The 18,614-nt window shown below is 54.6% G+C and carries 17 protein-coding genes; 8 read left to right on the forward strand and 9 right to left on the reverse strand.

What is annotated here, in order from left to right:
* Window positions 1–45: 45 nt before the first annotated feature.
* From ACQE3E_RS20190 to ACQE3E_RS20225, 8 genes are read left to right on the forward strand one after another with little or no spacing between them, the layout of a single operon-like run.
* Window positions 46–972, forward strand: coding sequence for a sulfotransferase family protein (locus tag ACQE3E_RS20190; protein WP_313730512.1), 927 nt, complete (start codon window positions 46–48; stop codon window positions 970–972).
* Between the two features lie 55 nt (window positions 973–1,027).
* Entirely contained in the window at window positions 1,028–2,395 is a 1,368-nt protein-coding gene (locus ACQE3E_RS20195; protein WP_427500996.1) for a hypothetical protein, read from the forward strand.
* Window positions 2,396–2,431: 36 nt separating this feature from the next.
* A complete protein-coding gene (locus ACQE3E_RS20200; RefSeq protein WP_064031728.1) occupies window positions 2,432–3,181 on the forward strand; it encodes a hypothetical protein in 750 nt (249 codons plus the stop codon).
* A 21-nt stretch (window positions 3,182–3,202) separates the two neighbouring features.
* A complete protein-coding gene (locus tag ACQE3E_RS20205) occupies window positions 3,203–3,877 on the forward strand; it encodes an acetyltransferase (protein ID WP_313730510.1) in 675 nt (224 codons plus the stop codon).
* A complete protein-coding gene (locus tag ACQE3E_RS20210) occupies window positions 3,874–4,806 on the forward strand; it encodes a hypothetical protein (protein ID WP_313730509.1) in 933 nt (310 codons plus the stop codon). Before ACQE3E_RS20205 ends, ACQE3E_RS20210 begins: the two co-directional genes overlap by 4 nt.
* Window positions 4,803–5,780 (forward strand): GNAT family N-acetyltransferase, encoded by a 978-nt coding sequence (locus ACQE3E_RS20215; protein ID WP_313730508.1) that lies wholly within the window; start codon window positions 4,803–4,805, stop codon window positions 5,778–5,780. Before ACQE3E_RS20210 ends, ACQE3E_RS20215 begins: the two co-directional genes overlap by 4 nt.
* Complete coding sequence (locus tag ACQE3E_RS20220; RefSeq protein WP_064031731.1) at window positions 5,770–6,186, forward strand: sugar 3,4-ketoisomerase; 417 nt, start codon at window positions 5,770–5,772, stop codon at window positions 6,184–6,186. The genes ACQE3E_RS20215 and ACQE3E_RS20220 overlap by 11 nt, the downstream gene beginning before the upstream one ends.
* On the forward strand, window positions 6,183–7,289 hold the full coding sequence (locus tag ACQE3E_RS20225; RefSeq protein WP_313730507.1) for a DegT/DnrJ/EryC1/StrS family aminotransferase: 1,107 nt from the start codon (window positions 6,183–6,185) through the stop codon (window positions 7,287–7,289). The genes ACQE3E_RS20220 and ACQE3E_RS20225 overlap by 4 nt, the downstream gene beginning before the upstream one ends.
* A gap of 92 nt (window positions 7,290–7,381) precedes the next feature.
* Here ACQE3E_RS20225 and ACQE3E_RS20230 read toward each other — a convergent pair whose 3' ends face one another.
* The 9 genes from ACQE3E_RS20230 to pip form a co-directional block, all read right to left on the reverse strand.
* On the reverse strand, window positions 7,382–8,719 hold the full coding sequence (locus ACQE3E_RS20230; protein WP_313730506.1) for a TolC family outer membrane protein: 1,338 nt from the start codon (window positions 8,717–8,719) through the stop codon (window positions 7,382–7,384).
* A 3-nt stretch (window positions 8,720–8,722) separates the two neighbouring features.
* Window positions 8,723–10,012, reverse strand: a complete 1,290-nt coding sequence (locus ACQE3E_RS20235; protein ID WP_313730505.1) for an HlyD family type I secretion periplasmic adaptor subunit — start codon at window positions 10,010–10,012, stop codon at window positions 8,723–8,725.
* A gap of 70 nt (window positions 10,013–10,082) precedes the next feature.
* Window positions 10,083–11,780 (reverse strand): type I secretion system permease/ATPase, encoded by a 1,698-nt coding sequence (locus ACQE3E_RS20240; RefSeq protein WP_313730504.1) that lies wholly within the window; start codon window positions 11,778–11,780, stop codon window positions 10,083–10,085.
* 195 nt (window positions 11,781–11,975) lie between these two features.
* A complete protein-coding gene (locus tag ACQE3E_RS20245) occupies window positions 11,976–13,313 on the reverse strand; it encodes a hypothetical protein (protein ID WP_313730503.1) in 1,338 nt (445 codons plus the stop codon).
* Between the two features lie 111 nt (window positions 13,314–13,424).
* Window positions 13,425–13,703 carry a hypothetical protein gene (locus ACQE3E_RS20250; protein WP_064031736.1) on the reverse strand — a complete coding sequence of 93 codons (279 nt, stop codon included), beginning with the start codon at window positions 13,701–13,703 and terminating at the stop codon, window positions 13,425–13,427.
* A gap of 72 nt (window positions 13,704–13,775) precedes the next feature.
* Window positions 13,776–15,788 carry a transketolase gene (tkt, locus tag ACQE3E_RS20255; protein WP_313730502.1) on the reverse strand — a complete coding sequence of 671 codons (2,013 nt, stop codon included), beginning with the start codon at window positions 15,786–15,788 and terminating at the stop codon, window positions 13,776–13,778.
* Between the two features lie 151 nt (window positions 15,789–15,939).
* The gene (gene hxlA / locus ACQE3E_RS20260; protein WP_064024493.1) at window positions 15,940–16,587 is read right to left on the reverse strand and encodes a 3-hexulose-6-phosphate synthase; all 648 of its coding nucleotides are present in this window, start codon (window positions 16,585–16,587) and stop codon (window positions 15,940–15,942) included.
* Window positions 16,588–16,807: 220 nt separating this feature from the next.
* Window positions 16,808–17,392 carry a UbiX family flavin prenyltransferase gene (locus ACQE3E_RS20265; RefSeq protein WP_313730501.1) on the reverse strand — a complete coding sequence of 195 codons (585 nt, stop codon included), beginning with the start codon at window positions 17,390–17,392 and terminating at the stop codon, window positions 16,808–16,810.
* A 3-nt stretch (window positions 17,393–17,395) separates the two neighbouring features.
* On the reverse strand, window positions 17,396–18,340 hold the full coding sequence (gene pip / locus ACQE3E_RS20270) for a prolyl aminopeptidase (RefSeq protein ID WP_409521132.1): 945 nt from the start codon (window positions 18,338–18,340) through the stop codon (window positions 17,396–17,398).
* Window positions 18,341–18,614 lie beyond the last annotated feature (274 nt).

The raw sequence follows: 18,614 nt of genomic DNA on the forward strand, positions 1-18,614 counted from the left end.
TCTATCAATTACTGGCTTTACAATCAATTCCATTTAAACTACCAAATGAAACGTGTTTTTATTGGCGGCATGGGTCGCTCGGGCACTACCATTACACTAAATGCACTGTATCGACATGGCGCCCTCTATGCCGTACCGATTGAAACCAAATTTCTGGTTGAAAACGACGGTTTTTACGACCTAATACAGGCGATTACCGATGATTTTTCGACCGCGGGCACGCCCATGGCTGTTAAACGCTTTGAACATTTGATGCGTAATCTAGTAACTGGCGTCGAACCCTCGGAGAGCTTCACAGCTCAAGCGAGGTTTTCATCGGATATTTTCGAGCACTACGAAGGAGCCGTCGATTGTTTGCTGGAAATGGTGTTATGCCGAAACTTTTATCCGCAAAGAGAGCCGGTACTCAACGCGATGCGGCATTTTATTGCCTATACTTTCGACCATGCCACCACCATTTCCGATAAGGCTGGCTGGGTGGAAAAAACGCCGGCAAACTTTTGGCGATTGGAGTTTCTGCGAGAGCTTTATCCGGATTGTTATTTTGTCCACCTGATTCGAGACCCGCGCATGATTATGTGGAGCCTGATGGAAAAGGGCTGGATATCCACCGAAGTTGCCAGAGCTGCGATACGCTTCGAGAACATGATTGCCGCGCTAGTGCTTAAACGGAGAGAGTTGCTTAAATCCCCCCGATTTATCGAGGTCAGACTGGAAGATTTAGCGAACCCGGAAACGCTCGGCGGCACGCTGAATCAATTGGCGAATCAGCTGGATCTTGAACCGTTTCCCTCTCCGGCAATCGCATCGGTCGCCGAAACCATTTCAACCTACGAAAAATCTCGGGATGCGCGCGGTCATAGCATTAGCTACTCGAAAGACGAGGCACTGACGATTAATCAACTACTCATGCCGTGGATTTTAGAATTGGGATATTCTCCGGTATTCCCGGCGAATTTGATTTCCGGATAATATACACCCAGCTAAGACAATAACTTTCCAATTTTCAAAACAGCAGGAATGATCAATGGTTGAGGATATTCAACAGTTTATCCGGTCACAGCAAGCGGCAATAAGAAAAAACGATCTCGAACAATTTCTGCAATCGATGACCCAGTTTTTCATCGAACTAGGAAGCTCTCAACCAATGCAAGGCCTACACTTGGTCTCTTCGAAATTCGACCAAATGTGTCAAGATGTCGGCCGCTTGTCAGCTTTCGAGCTGCTAACCAAAGCCGAGGAACTACCCAACGAGCCTCATCATATAATATTGGTTACCGAACTGTACTGCCTAGGCGGGCATCTGGAAATAGTTCGCGATATTATACGGACAAGCCAACTGCCAATATTACTAGTTGCCAGTAATATTAATAACCGCAAGAAGCCCGTGATGGCGACTATCTTGGACGAGTCCAATCTAATTGGGTTCATTAATGCCGACAACCAAAGTTTTCTGGATAAATTGCGCACGGTGCAGACCGCGTTAGCCAACCCTCACACCAATTCCGTTTACATGCTGTCGCACGGTTACGACGCGGTAGCCACGGCGGCAATCGCTTCGGATACCGATAAAACAGTGCTTTTTATGCACCACTGCGACCATTATCCAGCCTTAGGTTGTTACTTGGAGGGTGCGCACCATATCGATTTGCATAATGTCGGCTTTTTACGCTGCAGAAATGAATTCGACATCCAGCAAAACCGTTATTTATGCCTGAGTTCCGCAGGCTTTGCCTATCATCTAAACGCTCAAAGGAATTTTGCATCCCCCCGACTGAAAACCGCTTCTTGCGGCGGCTTGCATAAACTCAAAAGCCTACCTTATCATCTCGATTACCTGGAAGTCATTCTGCATGTATTGTTACACCACGACGCCATTCATTTTCATATCGGCCATTTGAGTGACGAGTATTTACAGAATATTTATAATACACTGAGTCGGAATGGGCTAGCCGATTCAAGATTTATTTACTTAGGCCCCGCGCCGAATCTACCGGAGATATTGACTCAACTGGAAGTCGATATTTATCTCCCAACATTACCGTTGTCGGGCGGCAAGGCGATTATCGACGCGATGGCGGCGGGAATCCCGATAGTGGCTCACCAAAATGCGCGCGACCGGCTATGGGGCAGCACCGACTTAATTTATCCGGGGGCACCCACCTGGGATTCTCTGGACAAATTGGACGACATCATTCAACGCATGGACGAGTCATTCTGGCTGGATCAATCTCGACAGAGCCGAGCGTATTTCGAACGCTACCACAGTGAAAGCCTATTCGTTTCGCAATTGGCGCAAGGTGGCGCGCAGATGGGTAGCCAGGATATTCCATCATTAAATCCCTACCGTCCGGAAATAGCCTATAGCTTGCTTTATTCGGGATTCCGGCAATGATTTTCCCGGCGGTTTGCTTTATTTTTCAGGATAGCCATGTCGGACAATAATCTGTTTGAAAACTTGAATTTCGATAAATTCCGCGAATTGGCGAAATCCGACCAATTAAGCCGACACGAGAAAGTCGGCTTTCCGGACAGTTACCGCGAAGGCAAGGAACCGCTGATTTTTTCCGACGTATGCAACAAGCTGCTCAATCTGCGGCAGCGCGGCAAAACAGTATTGGAGATCGGTCCGGGCTGCAGTCAACTGCCAGTGCTTCTGGAAAAACTGTGCGCGGACCAAGACCATCGGCTATTGCTGGCCGATAGCCAGGAAATGCTGGATTTGCTGCCGGATGCTCCAAATACGGTTAAATACCCCGGCTGCTATCCGAATTTACCGGCTTTATTTACGCAATATACCGGGCGCATCGATGTCATCATCTGTTATAGCGTCATCCAATATATTTTCCTCGAAGGCAATTTGTGGAATTTTGTTGACCTATCCTTATCGCTATTATCGGAAGGCGGAGAAATACTGTTAGGCGATATTCCCAATTCAACCATGCGCAAGCGTTTTTTCTCGAGCAGTGCCGGTATCGCTTGCCATAAAGCCTATGTCGGAAAGGACGAAACGCCCACGGTGACGTTCAATACTTTGGATCCCGGCGCGATGGACGATTCGGTGGTTCTGGCAATACTAGCGCGAGTTCGAGCCCAAGGTTTTCACGGCTGGGTGGTGCCTCAGGCGGCGGATTTGCCAATGGCCAATCGCCGCGAAGACATTTTGATCAAAAGACCTTAATTTGCCGAGATGAATACCGCCATGAAACAACGAAAACTGATTATTGTCGGCGCATCCGGATTCGCCGACATCGCCCAAGAATATTTCGAAGCCGATAGCCCATATAGCGTGGTCGGCTTTGCGGTGGAAAGCGCCTTTTTAACGGGCGACACCAAGAACGGTTTGCCGCTGATGCCGTTCGAATCCATGACGGAGCATTTTTCGCCAGCCGATCACGATGTATTCGTGGCGGTCACCTATACCCAGCTAAACCGTCTGCGCGCTCGCCTGACGCAGCAGGCAAAAGCCGCCGGATATCGATTGGCGTCTTACATCAGTACTCGCGCGTTCGTTTGGCCCAATGCCCGGATCGGCGAGCATTGTTTTATTTTCGAAGACAATACCGTGCAACCTTTTGTCAGCATCGGTAACGACGTTATTTTATGGAGCGGCAACCATATCGGCCATCATTCCTCGCTCGGCGATCATTGTTTTATCTCCTCTCACGTCGTCATCTCCGGTTTCTGCCACATTGGTGAAAACAGCTTTTTAGGCGTGAACTCCACGCTCGCGAACAATTTGACGATAGGCAAGGACAACTGGATCGGGCCGGGTATCGTGCTAACGCAAAACACCGAAGACGGCGCTTTGTACGGAGCGGCAATGCCTGCACCATCCAAAGTCAGCTCGCTCCGTTTTTTCAAGGTTAAAGCATGACGATGCACTGGCGAAAACTCGGCATCGTTTATGCGCCTCCCGGCGACCAGGATTGGGCAACCAGCCATGCGATGGTACCGACTCCATTGCAAATATCGCCCGAGGTGATCCGGGTTTTCGTGACTTTCTGCGACGCCAACGGTTTGGGTAGACCGGGTTTCGTCGATGTGGATGCCAACGATCCCACCCGAGTATTGCGGGTCTCCGAACGCCCGCTACTAGACCTGGGTACCCCAGGAAGCTTCGACGAGAACGGTTTGCTGACGTGCTCGGTGCTACCGATGGGCGGCCAACGCCTGTTTCTGTATTACGCCGGTTTCGAATTGGGTACCAAAATCCGCTACCGCCTGTTAACCGGGCTAGCCATCAGCGACGACGGCGGCGAAACTTTCCACCGCCATTCCAGCGTTCCGGTGTTGGAACGCTCCGACCAAGAGCGGCATATTCGCGGCGGCCCCTGGGCCTTGCTCGATCAAGGCGTCGTCCGGTTGTGGTACGTGGCGGGTAGCGACTGGATCGAGTTGAACGGTAAAAGCATGCCGGTTTACGATTTGCGTTATGTCGAATCCAAGGACGGCGTGCATTTCCCCAGCCACGGCCAGGTGCAGCTTCGTGTCGAGGAAGCCGACGAGCACGGCTTCGGCCGCCCCTGCGTGATCAGAAAACCCGGCGGCGGGTTTCGGCTATTTTACTCGGTGCGCCGGCGGTCTTTCGCCGCCTACCGATTAGGTTATGCGGAGTCGGCGGACGGGATACATTGGCGGCGCATGGATGCGCATCTGAACCTGGACGTTTCGCCCGGCGAATTCGATTCGGATGCGATTATGTACGCGGCGCCTATCCAGATTGGCGAGCAGCTCTACGTGTTTTATAACGGCAACCACTTTGGACGCGATGGCTTTGCCTGCGCGCGGCTGGAGCGGGAATGACGTTACAAGTGCGTGCTTACGGCGAAGCGGACGCCGAGGATTGGGATAGCTTTTGCGACGATTCGCTGCAATCCACGCTACTGCATACCCGGCGGTTTTTATCCTATCACGGTAGTCGTTTCGTCGACCAATCGCTGATCATCTACGACGAACATGGCTGGCTGGGCCTGTTGCCGGCTGCCTTGCAACCGGACGATGAAGCTTGCGTGGTCAGCCATCCCGGCGCGACTTACGGGGGCATCGTGCAGCAGGGCCAACTACGTGGGGAGCGGATGATAGAAGCCCTGCGGACCTGTTGCCGCTATTATCGAAGCCAATGCAAACAACGCCTATTGTACAAGGCGGTACCGGCCTTTTATCACCGCCAACCGGCGCAAGACGATCTATACGCGCTGTTCCGACTCAACGCGCACCGCTACCGCTGCGATCTCTCGAGCTCGATTGACCTGACGACGCCGCGCGGGCGGATCAGCGAACGGCGGCGGCGCAGTTTGAATAAAGCGCGGAAAAATCAGATAGGCTTATCCGGAGACATGGCCCTACTGGGCGAATTTTGGCAGGTATTAACCGAGAATTTGGCGCGAAAACATGGCACCGGGCCGGTTCATAGCTTGAGCGAAATCACGATGCTCGCCGAGCGTTTTCCCGATCAAATTCAAATCGTTTGCGGCACCCACCAAGACCAAGTCGTCGCCGGCGTTTTATTGTTTATCACCGCGACCTGTATTCATACCCAATATATCGCCGCGAATGACATCGGCTATCAATTTTCCGCACTGGACGCGGTGTTCGACTTCTGCATTACCAAGGCCGTCAGCGACGGAAAGCGTTGGCTCGATTTCGGTATCTGCAACGAACAGGCCGGCAAAGTGCTGAATGAGGGACTTTATAAATTCAAAACGGAATTTGGCGGAGGAGGAACCGTACATGAGTTCTTCGAGATCCCATTAACCGGAGAAGAAAATGTCGATTAACGATTGCAAAATCATCGAATTACCCCGCATCCCGGATGCCCGCGGCAACTTGACCTTTATCGAGGCGGGGCGCCATGTTCCGTTCGAGATCAAGCGTACTTATTACTTGTATGATGTTCCCGGCGGCGCGACGCGCGCCGCGCATGGTCATAAGACATTACAGCAACTGATGATCGCGATGTCGGGCAGCTTTGACGTAACCTTGGACGACGGCTTCGAAAAGAAACTGTTTCATTTAAATCGCTCCTATTACGGCTTATATATCGCCCCAGGCATGTGGCGCGACTTGGACAATTTTTCATCCGGCGCGGTCTGCTTGGTCCTGGCTTCGGAGTTTTACACCGAAGAAGATTATTACCGCGACTACGACGTCTTCCTGAAGGCCGCTAGAGAAAAGCGCCGATGATTCCGTTTCTGGATTTAAAAACGCCCAATCTGGCATTGCAAAACGAGTTGGAGCAAAGCTTTAAACGCGTCTTGGCCTCCGGTTGGTTCATTCTCGGCGAAGAAGTCGAGCGGTTCGAAGCGGAATTCGCCAGCTATTGCGAAGCCGAACATTGCGTGGGCGTCGGTAACGGACTCGATGCATTAGCGTTGGCACTTTCCGCCCAAGGAATAGGCGTCGGCGATGAGGTTATCGTGCCGTCCAACACGTTTATTGCAACCTGGTTGGCGGTTACCCGCACCGGAGCAACCATCATCCCGGTCGAGCCCGATGCTCGCACTTACAATTTGGACCCGTCGCGTATCGAAGCGGCGGTGACCTCGCGCACTCGAGCCATCATTCCGGTCCATCTGTACGGCCAGGTCGCCGATATGGATGCCGTTATGCGCATCGCCGATAAGCACCAGCTGTTCGTTCTGGAGGATGCCGCGCAAGCGCAAGGCGCGTTATATTACGGCAAAAAAGCCGGTAGCCTGGGCCATGCGGCCGCCACCAGCTTCTATCCCGGCAAGAATTTGGGCGCGCTCGGCGATGCCGGCGCCGTGGTCACCAACGATAGAGAATTGGCCGAAAAAATTCGGCGACTTCGCAATTACGGCTCCACGATCAAATACCAACACGACACACTGGGTCAAAACAGCCGCCTGGATGAATTACAAGCCGCTTTCTTACGTGTCAAACTCAAGGTATTGGATGAAAACAATCGGCAACGGCGGGAAATCGCACGCCGCTACCACGTCGGATTCGACAGCCTGATTCAGCGAGATTCAAATCTAATCCGGCCGTTTGTCCCGGACTGGGCGGATCCGGTTTGGCACTTGTACGTCGTATTAAGTCCCCAACGCGACGCCTTACAGCAGCATTTGCAGGCCGCCGGAATTGGCACGATGATTCACTACCCTATTCCTCCGCATCGCCAGGCTTGTTATCCTGAGTTTGCCGAATTTTCATTGCCGATTGCCGAGAAACTTGCTCAAGAGTGCCTGAGCCTACCCATGTGGCCAGGCATGCTCGACACCGAAGTGGACACGGTTATCGATGCCATCGCCGGCTTTCACCGCTAACACACGTCCGGTTCGAAGCTCTCGGTGCGGCTAGCCGAGAGTTCGCCGGAATTACCGGGATATACCCAAGCGTGATAACCAAAATCGCGCGGCTATTTTTCAGGGTTCGGGACTGAAGAAGCTTGCACCGGCTTCTCCAACCAAGTATTGACTTCCTGCAAGTTTTCCTCGCTGATAGCGCCGATGGCCTGTAAAAATCTGAAGCGATTTTTAATATACGCGTATTTGCTCTGCAACAAATCGCGCCTGGCTCGAAACTCGGTTTGCTGGGCGACTAAAACGTCACCGATGGTGGCAACACCGTATTTATAGGCACTCTGCATCGCATCGTGGGACTTTTGAGCGGATTCCAACGCCTTGATCGAAGCCTTAATCCGCCTGACGTTGGCGTTCGACGTCAAAAACGCATCGCTGGTTTCCTTGACCACGGTCCGTAACTTTTCTTCCTCGGCGTGGCGATTCAGTGCCAAGCGGCTTTCCGCTTCGCGAACCTGATGCATGGTCGTACCGCCGCTAAAGATCGGCACGTTGACGTTAATCGCCGCGACTTGAGTTTGGGTTTGATTGGACAGCAGGGTACTTTGATAACCGGTGTTGGTATCGTAGTAGTTAAGCTGTAGGTCGACCACCGGTAGGTGGCGGGATTTCTGGGCGACGAGGTCGTTGTCGGCCGCCTCGATGGCTTTCTGCTGCGCGGCCAGGGCCGGATTATCGTTTGTTGCCACGGCGATCCAGTCGTCCAACTTACCTTCCAATTCCTTGTATTCAATGTTTTCGCGCAAGGTTAGTAGACTGTCCGGCTCCTGGTTGGTCAACTCCCTCAAGTTTTGCTTAGCCGAGGAAACCAAGCTTTCGGCTTCGATTTGGTCCGCCTCGATTTTATCCAGTTGCGCTTCGACCTCGTAAACATCGGTGATTTTGACTAACTGCTTGGCAAACCGCTTTTGCACCTGCTGCAATTGCTGTTGAATCGCAAGCTTCTCGGTTTGAATGAAGCGAAGTTGATCCTCCGCTTCCAAAACGCCAAAGTAGCGTTCAACGACACTGAACATTAAAAGATTGCTCACATCGGTGCGCTCGAGTTCGTATTGCGATTCGGCTACCCGCGCCCGCCGCCAGGTCCAGAATTTGGCAAAATCGATCAGTGTCTGATTCAGCGACAGATAATAACGAGTGCCCGAATAACTCAAATCGCTATTTCGCACGTTCAACCGATTTTCCGACCAATTCGCGGTTCCGGTAACTTGCGGCAGCATTTGGCCCAAGGCTTGGCCGGTTTGCGCAGCGCCGATATCGACTTTGACGTCGGCCGACTTAAGCGACGGTGCCGCCTGCAATGCTTGCTGATACACCGTCAGCAAGTCGTCGGCGCATGCCCGACCCGCCAACGTAACAGCCAAGCCCAACAAGATCAACTTAGTCGAGCGCATCGCTCAATCCTCTCGGAAAGCCCGCGCGAACGCGTCGGTGATGGGTTGCATCAGATACTCCACGACGGTGCGCTCGCCGGTCCGGATCATCACCTCCACCGGCATGCCGGGTACCAATTCCAGGTTTTTCAGTTTTTGCAAGCTCTCCGGCGTCAATTCCACCTCGGCCTGATAATAAGCTGCGTCGGCCTTTTCATCGACGAAACGATCGGCCGAAATATGAATAACCTTACCTTCGGTAGTCGGCGTCAACGCTTGCTTAAACGCACTGAACCTGACCTCGGCGACCAAGCCCAAACGTATCCGATCGATGTCCAACGGCGATACCCGCGCATCGATGATCAAATCTTCTTGTTGCGGCACGATGTCGAGTATTGGACTGCCAGCCATCACCACGCCGCCCTGGGTATGTATCGCCAAACCCATCACCCGCCCGCCAACCGGAGCCTTGATCTCGATCCGGCTAACCTTGTCGGCGGTCGCCGCCAAGCGTTGATTAACGTCGAATAGCTGGGATTGAACTTCGCTCAATTTCTCGGACACCTCTTCTTGAAACTTCTTTTCGAGCTGCAGTATCTCCAGCTTGGTTTCGCCGATCTGAATTTCGGCGGCCGCGATCTGCGACGTTAACGAAGCGATGTCGCCCGAGTTACTGGCATGATTGCGTTCGGTGTCACGCAAGCGTTGTTTGTCGGCAAACCCCTCGGCCAACAACTCTTTTAAATCCTTCGCCTCTTCGCCGTAAGACTCGGACAATGCTTGCTTGCTCTGGCGCTGACCTTTAATCCCGACGATTTGCGTACTGAGCTGGTTGATCTTTTGTTTCAGAACCGAAATTTGCCCTTCGAAGGCCACACGCCTGGCTGAAAATAGCTCGGTCTCGCTAGTTCTGGCTTCCGCGACGCGGCTATCGTCCAAGCGGCTCAAATTGTCGGGGAATTCAATGCGGGCTTTCCGATCGCGCTCGGCTTCCAATCGGGCCAATTGCGCGGACAGCGTGATCGATTGGCCTCGAAGTACTTCCAATTGCGAGCGGGCTTCGGTACCGTCCAGCGTCAGCAAAATATCGCCTTCCCGGACGATGTCGCCGTCCTTGACGAAGATTTGATGCACGATGCCGCCGTCCAGGTGCTGCACGGTTTTACGGTGAGATTTGACGGTGATGACGCCGGAGGCCAACGCCGCCCCGTCGATCGGCGCCCAATAACTCCACAGCGCGAATAAACTAAACGCCACTAACAAAATGATGACGCCGATCAGGCGTATCGGCCTATCGTCGACGACCGGCGTCATTACGGCGCTCGGTTTGACGGACGGGGACAAATTCTTCACATCCATGGGCGGGCAAAGCGATCGATACCGGTCACGACGCTTGCGACTGGGCTTGTTGTTGCAAATGGGCGAGCACTTGGTCTCGCGGCCCGTAAACCGCCAACTTGCCTTCATTCAAGATCATTAACTTATCCACGTTGGACAAAACGCTGTTTCGATGGGTAATCAGAATCACGGTAGCCCCCTTTTGTTTCAGCAAAACCAGCGCTTGAGCCAGCGCCTGCTCGCCTTGTTCGTCCAAATTCGAATTGGGTTCGTCGAGCACGACGACGACGGGCTCGCCGTAAAGAGCCCGCGCCAGCCCGATACGTTGACGCTGACCGCCCGACAAAGCGCCGCCGTTTGCGCCGATGACGGTGTCGTAGCCGTTGGGCAAATGCAATATCAGGTCATGCACGCCGGCCATTTTCGCCGCCTCGACGACTTTAACTGCATCGACTTCGCCAAACCGGGCGATATTTTCGCCGATCGTGCCTTCGAACAATTCTATATCCTGCGGCAAATAACCTAGGTAAGGCCCCAATTCATTGCGATTCCAGGCATGGACATCGGCCTGATCCAGGCGGATCTTCCCGCCGGAGGTGGGCCAGATGCCGAGCAAGGCGCGAGCCAACGTCGATTTACCGGCGCCGCTAGCGCCGAGAACGCCGACGATGTCGCCGGCATTGATCGCTAAGCTTATCCCTTTGATCACCGGCGCGTTAGCGCCGGGCGGCGTTACGACGGCGCCCTCCAACTGAAAACTGCCGCGCGGTGTAGGTAAGGTCATTCGCGTGGGTTCGGCGGGAATCCGCTGCAAGATTTCATTCAACCGCCGATATTGACCGCGCGCATTGACAAATCCCTTCCAGTTGGCGATCAACATGTCGATAGGCGCGATCGAGCGCCCCAACAATATCGAACCGGCGATCATCAATCCTGGGGTGATTTCTTTTTGTATCACCAGATAAGCTCCCAAGCCCAAAATGAGCGACTGCGACGCCAGCCTGATTACCTTGGAAAACGCCCCGACCAAGCCGGCGCGCGAACTCGCGAGTCCTTGCAAAATCAAGACGTGGTTAGCGGCCGCCAGCCAGCGCTGTTTGATATTCTCAGCCATGCCCATCGATTCGATTACTTCGGCATTGCGGAGGTTTTTATTCACCAAGGCCCGTCCGGCTATCGCCACCTTGTTGGCCTCGTCCAAAGTCGCGGCGGTGACTTTTTCGTTGACGACGGCAATCAAGACCATCAAAACTGCCGTCGCGACTGCAAACCAACCATATAGCGGGTGAAAAATGAACATCACGCCGAGATAGATCGGCATCCACGGCGCATCGAAAAATGCGAACAAGCCATTGCCGGTCAAAAATTGACGCAACGCGGTCAGATCGTCTAGCGGCTGCGATGTCGCCCTCTGTCCGCCGGAATACAGCGCTTGTTTGTAAGCGACCTGAAACAATCGTTCGTTTAACAGCAGCTCCAAACGGCTACTGACCCTTACCAGTATCTGGGAACGGACCCATTCCAAACCGCTCATCGTCGCGAACAAAATCAACATGATCAAGCTCAACATCAGCAAGGTCGACAGATTTCCGGTCGCCACCACTCGGTCATATACTTGCAGCATATACAACGGCGAGGTCAACATCAACATATTGATAATCAAGCTAAAACCGGCGGCGGATAAAAAAGCCCCTTTACAGAGTTTAAGAGCAATTTGAATGTCGGTGGGTTGGGAAATGCTCACGACGCGTTGAAAGAATACTGGCCAAAGTTAGCCCTCCAAGAGTAGCATGATTTTGGCTGTTACCTAGGGAATGTTGTTTTTTACCTACGCAACGGGACGTCTCCGCCACTTGACGATAAAAAGCCGCCGAATTTCGGCGAAAAAAAACCGGCGTCCCGAAAAGAGTACGCCGGCTTTGGGTGCCGTCAAGCGGGATTAGCCCTGCTTGCGCAAGTACTTCTCGACACCGGTCGTTCTGGTATAGCTAACTTCGTCGGATTGTAACGCCTGTCTGGCTACGTATTTTGACACGCCTGACACGCTAGGCACCTCTCTATCCGCCACTTCCTGCTTGGCCATGTATTTGGCGACCCCAGTCACTTCGCCGGCGGCCTTTTCTTCGACGGCGTGTTTCGCAAGATATTTGGAAACCGTACTGACCACCACCTCGGGCTTGACTTCCAGCCGCTGCTTGGCGACATACTTGGCAACACCGGTCAATGTCGGCAATTGTTTAGCTAAGACGGATTGCTTGGCTAAATAACGCGCCACGCCGGTAACCGGCGCGGCCTGGCTTTGCAGTTGCAATTGTCTGGCCAAATATTTAGCGACACCGGTTGGCTTCGGCGCCAGTTCGGCCGCCGCGGATTGACGGGCCAGATAGCGATCCACCGCCGAACCTTCGACAATGACTTCGGCGGCAAATGCGATTTCCTCGGCTTGTTCCTGCTTCATCAATGCCTCCGCTTTTTCAGCTTGCAATTTGGCTTCCGCTTCGGCGTAGCGAGCCACCAAAGCCAACGCCGCGGCTTTACGCGCAGCCAACTCCTGTTCGGCAACGAATTTGGCGACCCCGGTTAACGGCGCCTGCTCTTTCAATAACTTGTCTTGCCGAGCCAGATATTTTTCGACGCCGCTCAAAACAGGTACATCCTTGGAAACCAGCGCCTGCTTAGCCAAGTACTTGCTAACGGAGGTTGCCGCCGGCACATCCTTAGCCGCCAAGTCTTTTTTTAGCACGTATTTAGCGACGCCAGTCACCGCTGGAGATTCGGCCATATTTTGCCGAATAACATATTTGGCAACCCCGGTTACCGAATGGTCTTCCCTATCGTGCATGGTGACGTATTTGGATACGCCGGTAATCGGCGCGGCCTTGGACTGGATTGATTCCTTGATCAGATACTTAGCGACTCGGGTAACCGGATGTTCAGCTTGCAGACTCAAATACTTTTCGACACCGGTCGGTACCGGCTCGGGCTCGACAACCTCGACGGCTTCGACGACCTCCTCCTCAATCACTTCTGCTTCGGCCTCCGCTTCCGGCTCGACCGCCGCCGGCTCAAGAGCCGCCAGATAGCGAGCCACGCCGGTCAATGCCGGTTCGTCGTCGGCCGTTTGCGGCTCCAGCCGTTGTAGGTAACGCGCCACGCCGGTCAATTGCGTGCCTCCGTCTTCGCTATTACCCTCGGAGGTACCGCCACCGCCGGGCTTATCGAAGAAAAAGCTCGGCAACAAGCCGAATAAGCTATTCATCAAACTATTATTTGCCATTTGAGAATACTCCTGAATGTTATCGTTGTTATTTTAATCGACCGGTCAACCTGAACTGGCCGGTTGGATTAACCCGAACCGCGCCGCAAGCCTGGCCCGCCGAACTGAGTATTACGACCCGGTGCCGCTAAACACGACTTTGGGTTGAAAGCTGGAGGCCGGATATTTGGGATCGGCTTCCGATTGCGTCTGCGCCTGCTGATTGACGCACGGCACCGCTGCGGCGCTTGTCGGAGCCGAGCTCGCGGTCGGCGCGGCTTCGGCAAGCGCCGGATCGCGGTAAACCACCTTGGGCTGAAAATCGGCCGCCGGATAGTCCTGGGCCTGCGCGGCCGCGGCGGTCAACAGTAACGCAACGAAAAATCCTCGTTTCAATTCCACGCTTTTCATAGTGCTCACCTTCCTCTTCCGTATGAATCGCCCCTGCCCGGCGGACAGGGACGTTTGACAAGTTACCGGCTATTAAAGCACGGCGTCCACATTAGCGACGACATTATCCACGGTAAAGCCGAACTCTTTGAAGAGTTGGCCGGCCGGGGCCGATTCGCCGAAGCGGTCCAGGCCAACCACTCGGCCTTGGCTGCCCGCGTATTTCCACCAGCTATCGGTCACGCCGGCTTCGACTACCACTCGCGCGGTCACGCTCGGCGGCAGTACGCTGTCTTTGTACGCCTGATCTTGCGCTTCGAACACGTTGGTCGACGGCATGGACACCACGCGGATGTTTTTGCCTTTGGCGCTCAACGCTTCGGCCGCTTTCGCCGCCAGTTCGACTTCGGAGCCGGTGGCGATGATGATGGCGTCCGGATTGCCTTCGCCGCTCAGGATGTAGCCGCCTTTGGCGATCGCGTCGATCTGGGCTTGGCTGCGCGGCATGTGCGGCAGGTTTTGCCGGGAGAAGATCAGGGTGCTCGGGCCGTCGGTGCGTTCGATCGCGGCTTTCCAGCTGACCGCCGATTCCACCGCGTCGCACGGACGCCAGACTTGCATGTTGGGGATCATGCGCAACGTGGCGGTTTGTTCGATCGGTTGGTGGGTCGGGCCGTCTTCGCCCAGACCGATGGAGTCGTGGGTGTAGACGAAGATGGTCGGCGCTTTCATCAGCGCGGCCATCCGCAACGCGTTACGGGCGTATTCCGAGAACATCAGGAAGGTGGCGCCGTAGGGTTTGAAGCCGCCGTGCAGGGCGATGCCGTTCATGATGGCGCTCATGCCGAACTCGCGCACGCCGTAGTAGGCGTAGTTGCCGTCGTGGCCCGCAGCGTTGATGTCTTTGCAGCCTTTCCACAGGGTCAGGTTGGAACCGGCCAGGTCGGCGGAGCCGCCCAAGAGTTCGGGCAACAGTGGGCCGAAGCCGTTCAGGGTGTTTTGCGAGGCTTTGCGGCTGGCGATGGTTTCGGCTTTGGCGTTGACGTCGGCGATGAAGGCGTTGGCTTTTTCGCTCCAGTCGCCGGGCAGTTGGCCTTTGACGACGCGGCGTTCGAATTCGGCGGCCAGGGCCGGATGCGCGGCTTGGTAGGCGGCGAATTGGGCGTTCCAGGCGGCTTCGCGTTCGGCGCCCTTGGCTTTGGCGTCCCATCCGGCGTAGATGTCGGCGGGGATTTCGAATGGGGCGTGCGACCATCCGAGTTTTTCACGGGTGGCGGCGACTTCGGCTTCACCGAGGGCGGCTCCGTGGCATTCTTCCTTGCCTTGTTTGTTCGGCGAGCCGAAACCGATGATGGTTTGGCAGCAGATGATGGATGGTTTGTCGGTGACGGCTTTAGCGGCTTCGATGGCTTTTTTCACGGCTTCGGGGTCGTGGCCGTCGACTTTGGGGATGACGTGCCAGCCGTAGGCTTCGAAGCGTTTCGGGGTGTCGTCCAGGAACCAGCCGTGGACGTCGCCGTGACCGCGGACTTCGCCGTCGATGGAGATGTTGTTGTCGTCGTAGATGGCGATCAGTTTACCCAGGCCCATGGAGCCGGCCAGCGAGCAGGCTTCGTGGGAGATGCCTTCCATCAGGCAGCCGTCGCCCAGGAACACGTAGGTGTGGTGGTCGACGATGTCGTGGCCGGGACGGTTGAATTGACCGGCCAGCGCGCGTTCGGCGATGGCGAAACCGACGGCATTGGTGATGCCTTGGCCCAAAGGACCGGTGGTGGTTTCGACGCCGTCGGTGTAGCCGTATTCGGGGTGACCCGGGGTTTTGGAGTGCAGTTGACGGAACTGTTTCAACTGGTCGATCGGCAGGTTATAGCCGCTCAGGTGCAACAGCGAGTAAATCAGCATGGAGCCGTGACCGTTGGACAGCACGAAGCGGTCGCGATTCGGCCATTTGGGATTGGTGGGGTTGTGGCTCAGAAAATCGTTCCACAATACTTCAGCGATGTCGGCCATGCCCATTGGCGCACCAGGGTGGCCGGAGTTGGCTTTTTGGACGGCGTCCATGCTGAGTGCGCGTATGGCGTTCGCTAAGTCTCGGCGCGAAGGCATTGGTGTATCTCCTTTAAATATCGATAATGACAGCGGGTGCTCTTGGCACCGCTTTTCAAAAACTGGGGTTTAAAACGTAAGAAAGGACGAGTGGCGTTAGCCACCCGTCCTTGCTACTTACTGTTAACGCTTAGGTCTTGCCAAGACAGTCTTATGCAGACGCGGCGTCAACCAGTTCGCGGATTTCTTTTGCCGCGGTCGCAGGGCATGCGGCACCGTAGATTGCCGCGCCGACCACGATGATGTTAGCACCGGCTTTAACGGTTTGATCGATAGTGGCTGGTTTGATACCGCCGGCAACGGAAACGCGAACGTTCAGGCCCAGGTTGGCAACTTCAGCCAAGTCTGTGAAAGGCGTTTGGCCGGCCGCTTGTGCGTCCAAACCGGTGTGAACACCCATGATTTGCGCGCCCAATTTCGCGGATTCGCGAGCGCATTCGCCTTTGTTAGGTACGTTGATCAGGTCGACTTGAACTTCGGCGCTATATTTTTTAGCCGCTTTGATCACGCCACCAATGGTAGCCAGACCGGAAACGCCCAATACGGTGCAGATGTCCGCGCCGGCAGCGTAGAAAGCACCGGCTTCGTATTCGCCGGCATCCATGGTTTTCAGGTCAACCAGCAGCAGTTGGTTAGGGAAACGTTGTCTCAATTCCTTGACCAGATTGATACCGTTGTATTTGATGCAAGGGGTACCGATTTCGAAGATATCGACGTAAGGTGCGACTTTGTCGGCCAACGCAACGGTTTGGTCGAAATCCAGTGAGTCCAACGCCATTTGAATTAATGGTCTTGCCATACTTATGTGCTCCGATTGTTATAGTTACAGTTATTGTTTTTAAGGCGACCCTTACAACAAAGCTCCCGTTTCCCAGCAAGATTCGAGAGCCTAGCAAGCCTTTGTTGACGGGCAAAATAATCGAGTGCGGCAACTCTAAATCAGAACCGGCACCCTGTCAATTCGCGACGGGCCAAATAAACGCAAAAAACTCCGGGAATCGATTGGATTTGATCGCGACTCAGCCTTCCAGGCCGATCCAGGGCTTATACAGACCGGCGGCATCGACGCCGAACATATCCAATATGCGGCCGACCCCCTCGTCAACCATTGCCCGCAGCGAATCGGATTTATTGTAAAACGCCGGCATCGGCGGAAATATGATGCCGCCCATCTCGGTAACCGCCGCCATGTTGCGGATGTGCGCCAAATTTAACGGGGTTTCGCGGGGCACCAGCACTGTTTTACGGCGTTCCTTCAGTGCCACGTCGGCCGCCCGCGAAATCAGATTGTCGCCAAAACCGTGCGCCACCGCCGCCAGGGTTTTCATCGAACACGGCGCAATGACAACTCCCTCGGTCTTGAAGGAGCCGCTTGCAATACTGGAGGCAATATCGTTGATGCCGTGCGTCACGTCGGCGAGCGCATACAGCGCCGCCCTATCCATGTCCAATTCGTATTTCAGATTGACCAGCCCCGCCGAGGAAATCACCAGGTGCGTTTCCCATTCCGGCCGTTCTCGGAGTATCTCCAGCATCCTGATACCGTAGATAGCGCCGGTTGCGCCGGTCATTGCGATCACCAAGCGTTTTTTCGTATCCGCCATGTTTTAGCCCAACAGCCCAGCCATCCGATCGGCCGCCGCCACCAAGGCGCCGATCATTTCCTCGCCGCGAGCAACGTGTCCGGCGTTGGGCAGCACGATATATTCGGCATGAGGCAATGCGCGATGTAAGGCCCAACCCGCCTCCAACGGACAGGTTAAATCGTTCTGCCCGTGGATGATCGAACAGGGAATCTCGCTCAAGAGTCCGCAATTCGCCAATAGCTGATTTTCAGAGAGAAAATAGCGATTTCGGGCGTAATGCAGCTCCATCCTGACTTGCAACACCTCACGTTCACCGGCCGGCTCTGCACTCGCGATGAACTCATTACCCAAAGCGACCTGGCCGCCCCAGTCCTGCCAACCTTTCGCCGCGCGCCGGGCAAGGCTCCCGTCGCCACCGAATACCGAGCTCAACAGATTAGGCAGAACCTCCTGTTTCTCCTTGGCATCGACACTATCCAGCAAACCTTGCCAAGCTTGCGGATAAATCCGATTGGCGCCATTGCCGAGAAACCAATCCATATCGGCCGCACGCGCCAAAAACACGCCCCGCAGCACCATGCCCGAGACCTTTTCGGGGAAACGCTGCGCATAAAGCAAAGCCAAGGTAGCCCCCCACGAACCGCCAAACAGCAACCACCGTTCCACGCGCAAGCGAATTCTGATCCGCTCGATGTCGTCGACCAAATCCAGCGCTGTATTCGCCGCCAACTCGCCAAACGGCAGAGACTGGCCGCAGCCGCGTTGGTCGAGCAAGACGATGTGATAGCGCTCCGGATCGAAGTAGCGCCGATGTTCCGGCTTGGTACCGGAACACGGTCCACCGTGCAGAAAGATCACCGGGATACCAGCGGGATTGCCGGATTGTTCGACATACACCCGATGCATCGAATCCGTGTCGAGAAAGAAGCTGTGAAAGGGCGATATTTCAGGGTAAAGCGTTCTCATCATTTAATTCAACGCTGTTAAACGAACCGAGTTAAGCGCTTGGCACTCGGCATGTGAAGGAATCGGCGCGCGCTCGGTTTTTGATTTCGTTGGCCGGGAAGTCATTTTTCGGGCATCGGCAGGATAAAAAGGCACCGACAGCGGCGACGGATTTTTGAGACAACCGATTGACAAGTGCCGCCATCTCAATCAAATCGAATCTGTGTAGTATAACATCAGAGAAACTCGCATCAGGCCTGTAAAACCGACTACTCCCAATGGCCCGCTACCCTCG

It is taken from the genome of Methylomonas sp. MED-D (assembly GCF_050276835.1).
GTDB classification, from domain to species: Bacteria; Pseudomonadota; Gammaproteobacteria; order Methylococcales; family Methylomonadaceae; genus Methylomonas; species Methylomonas koyamae_A.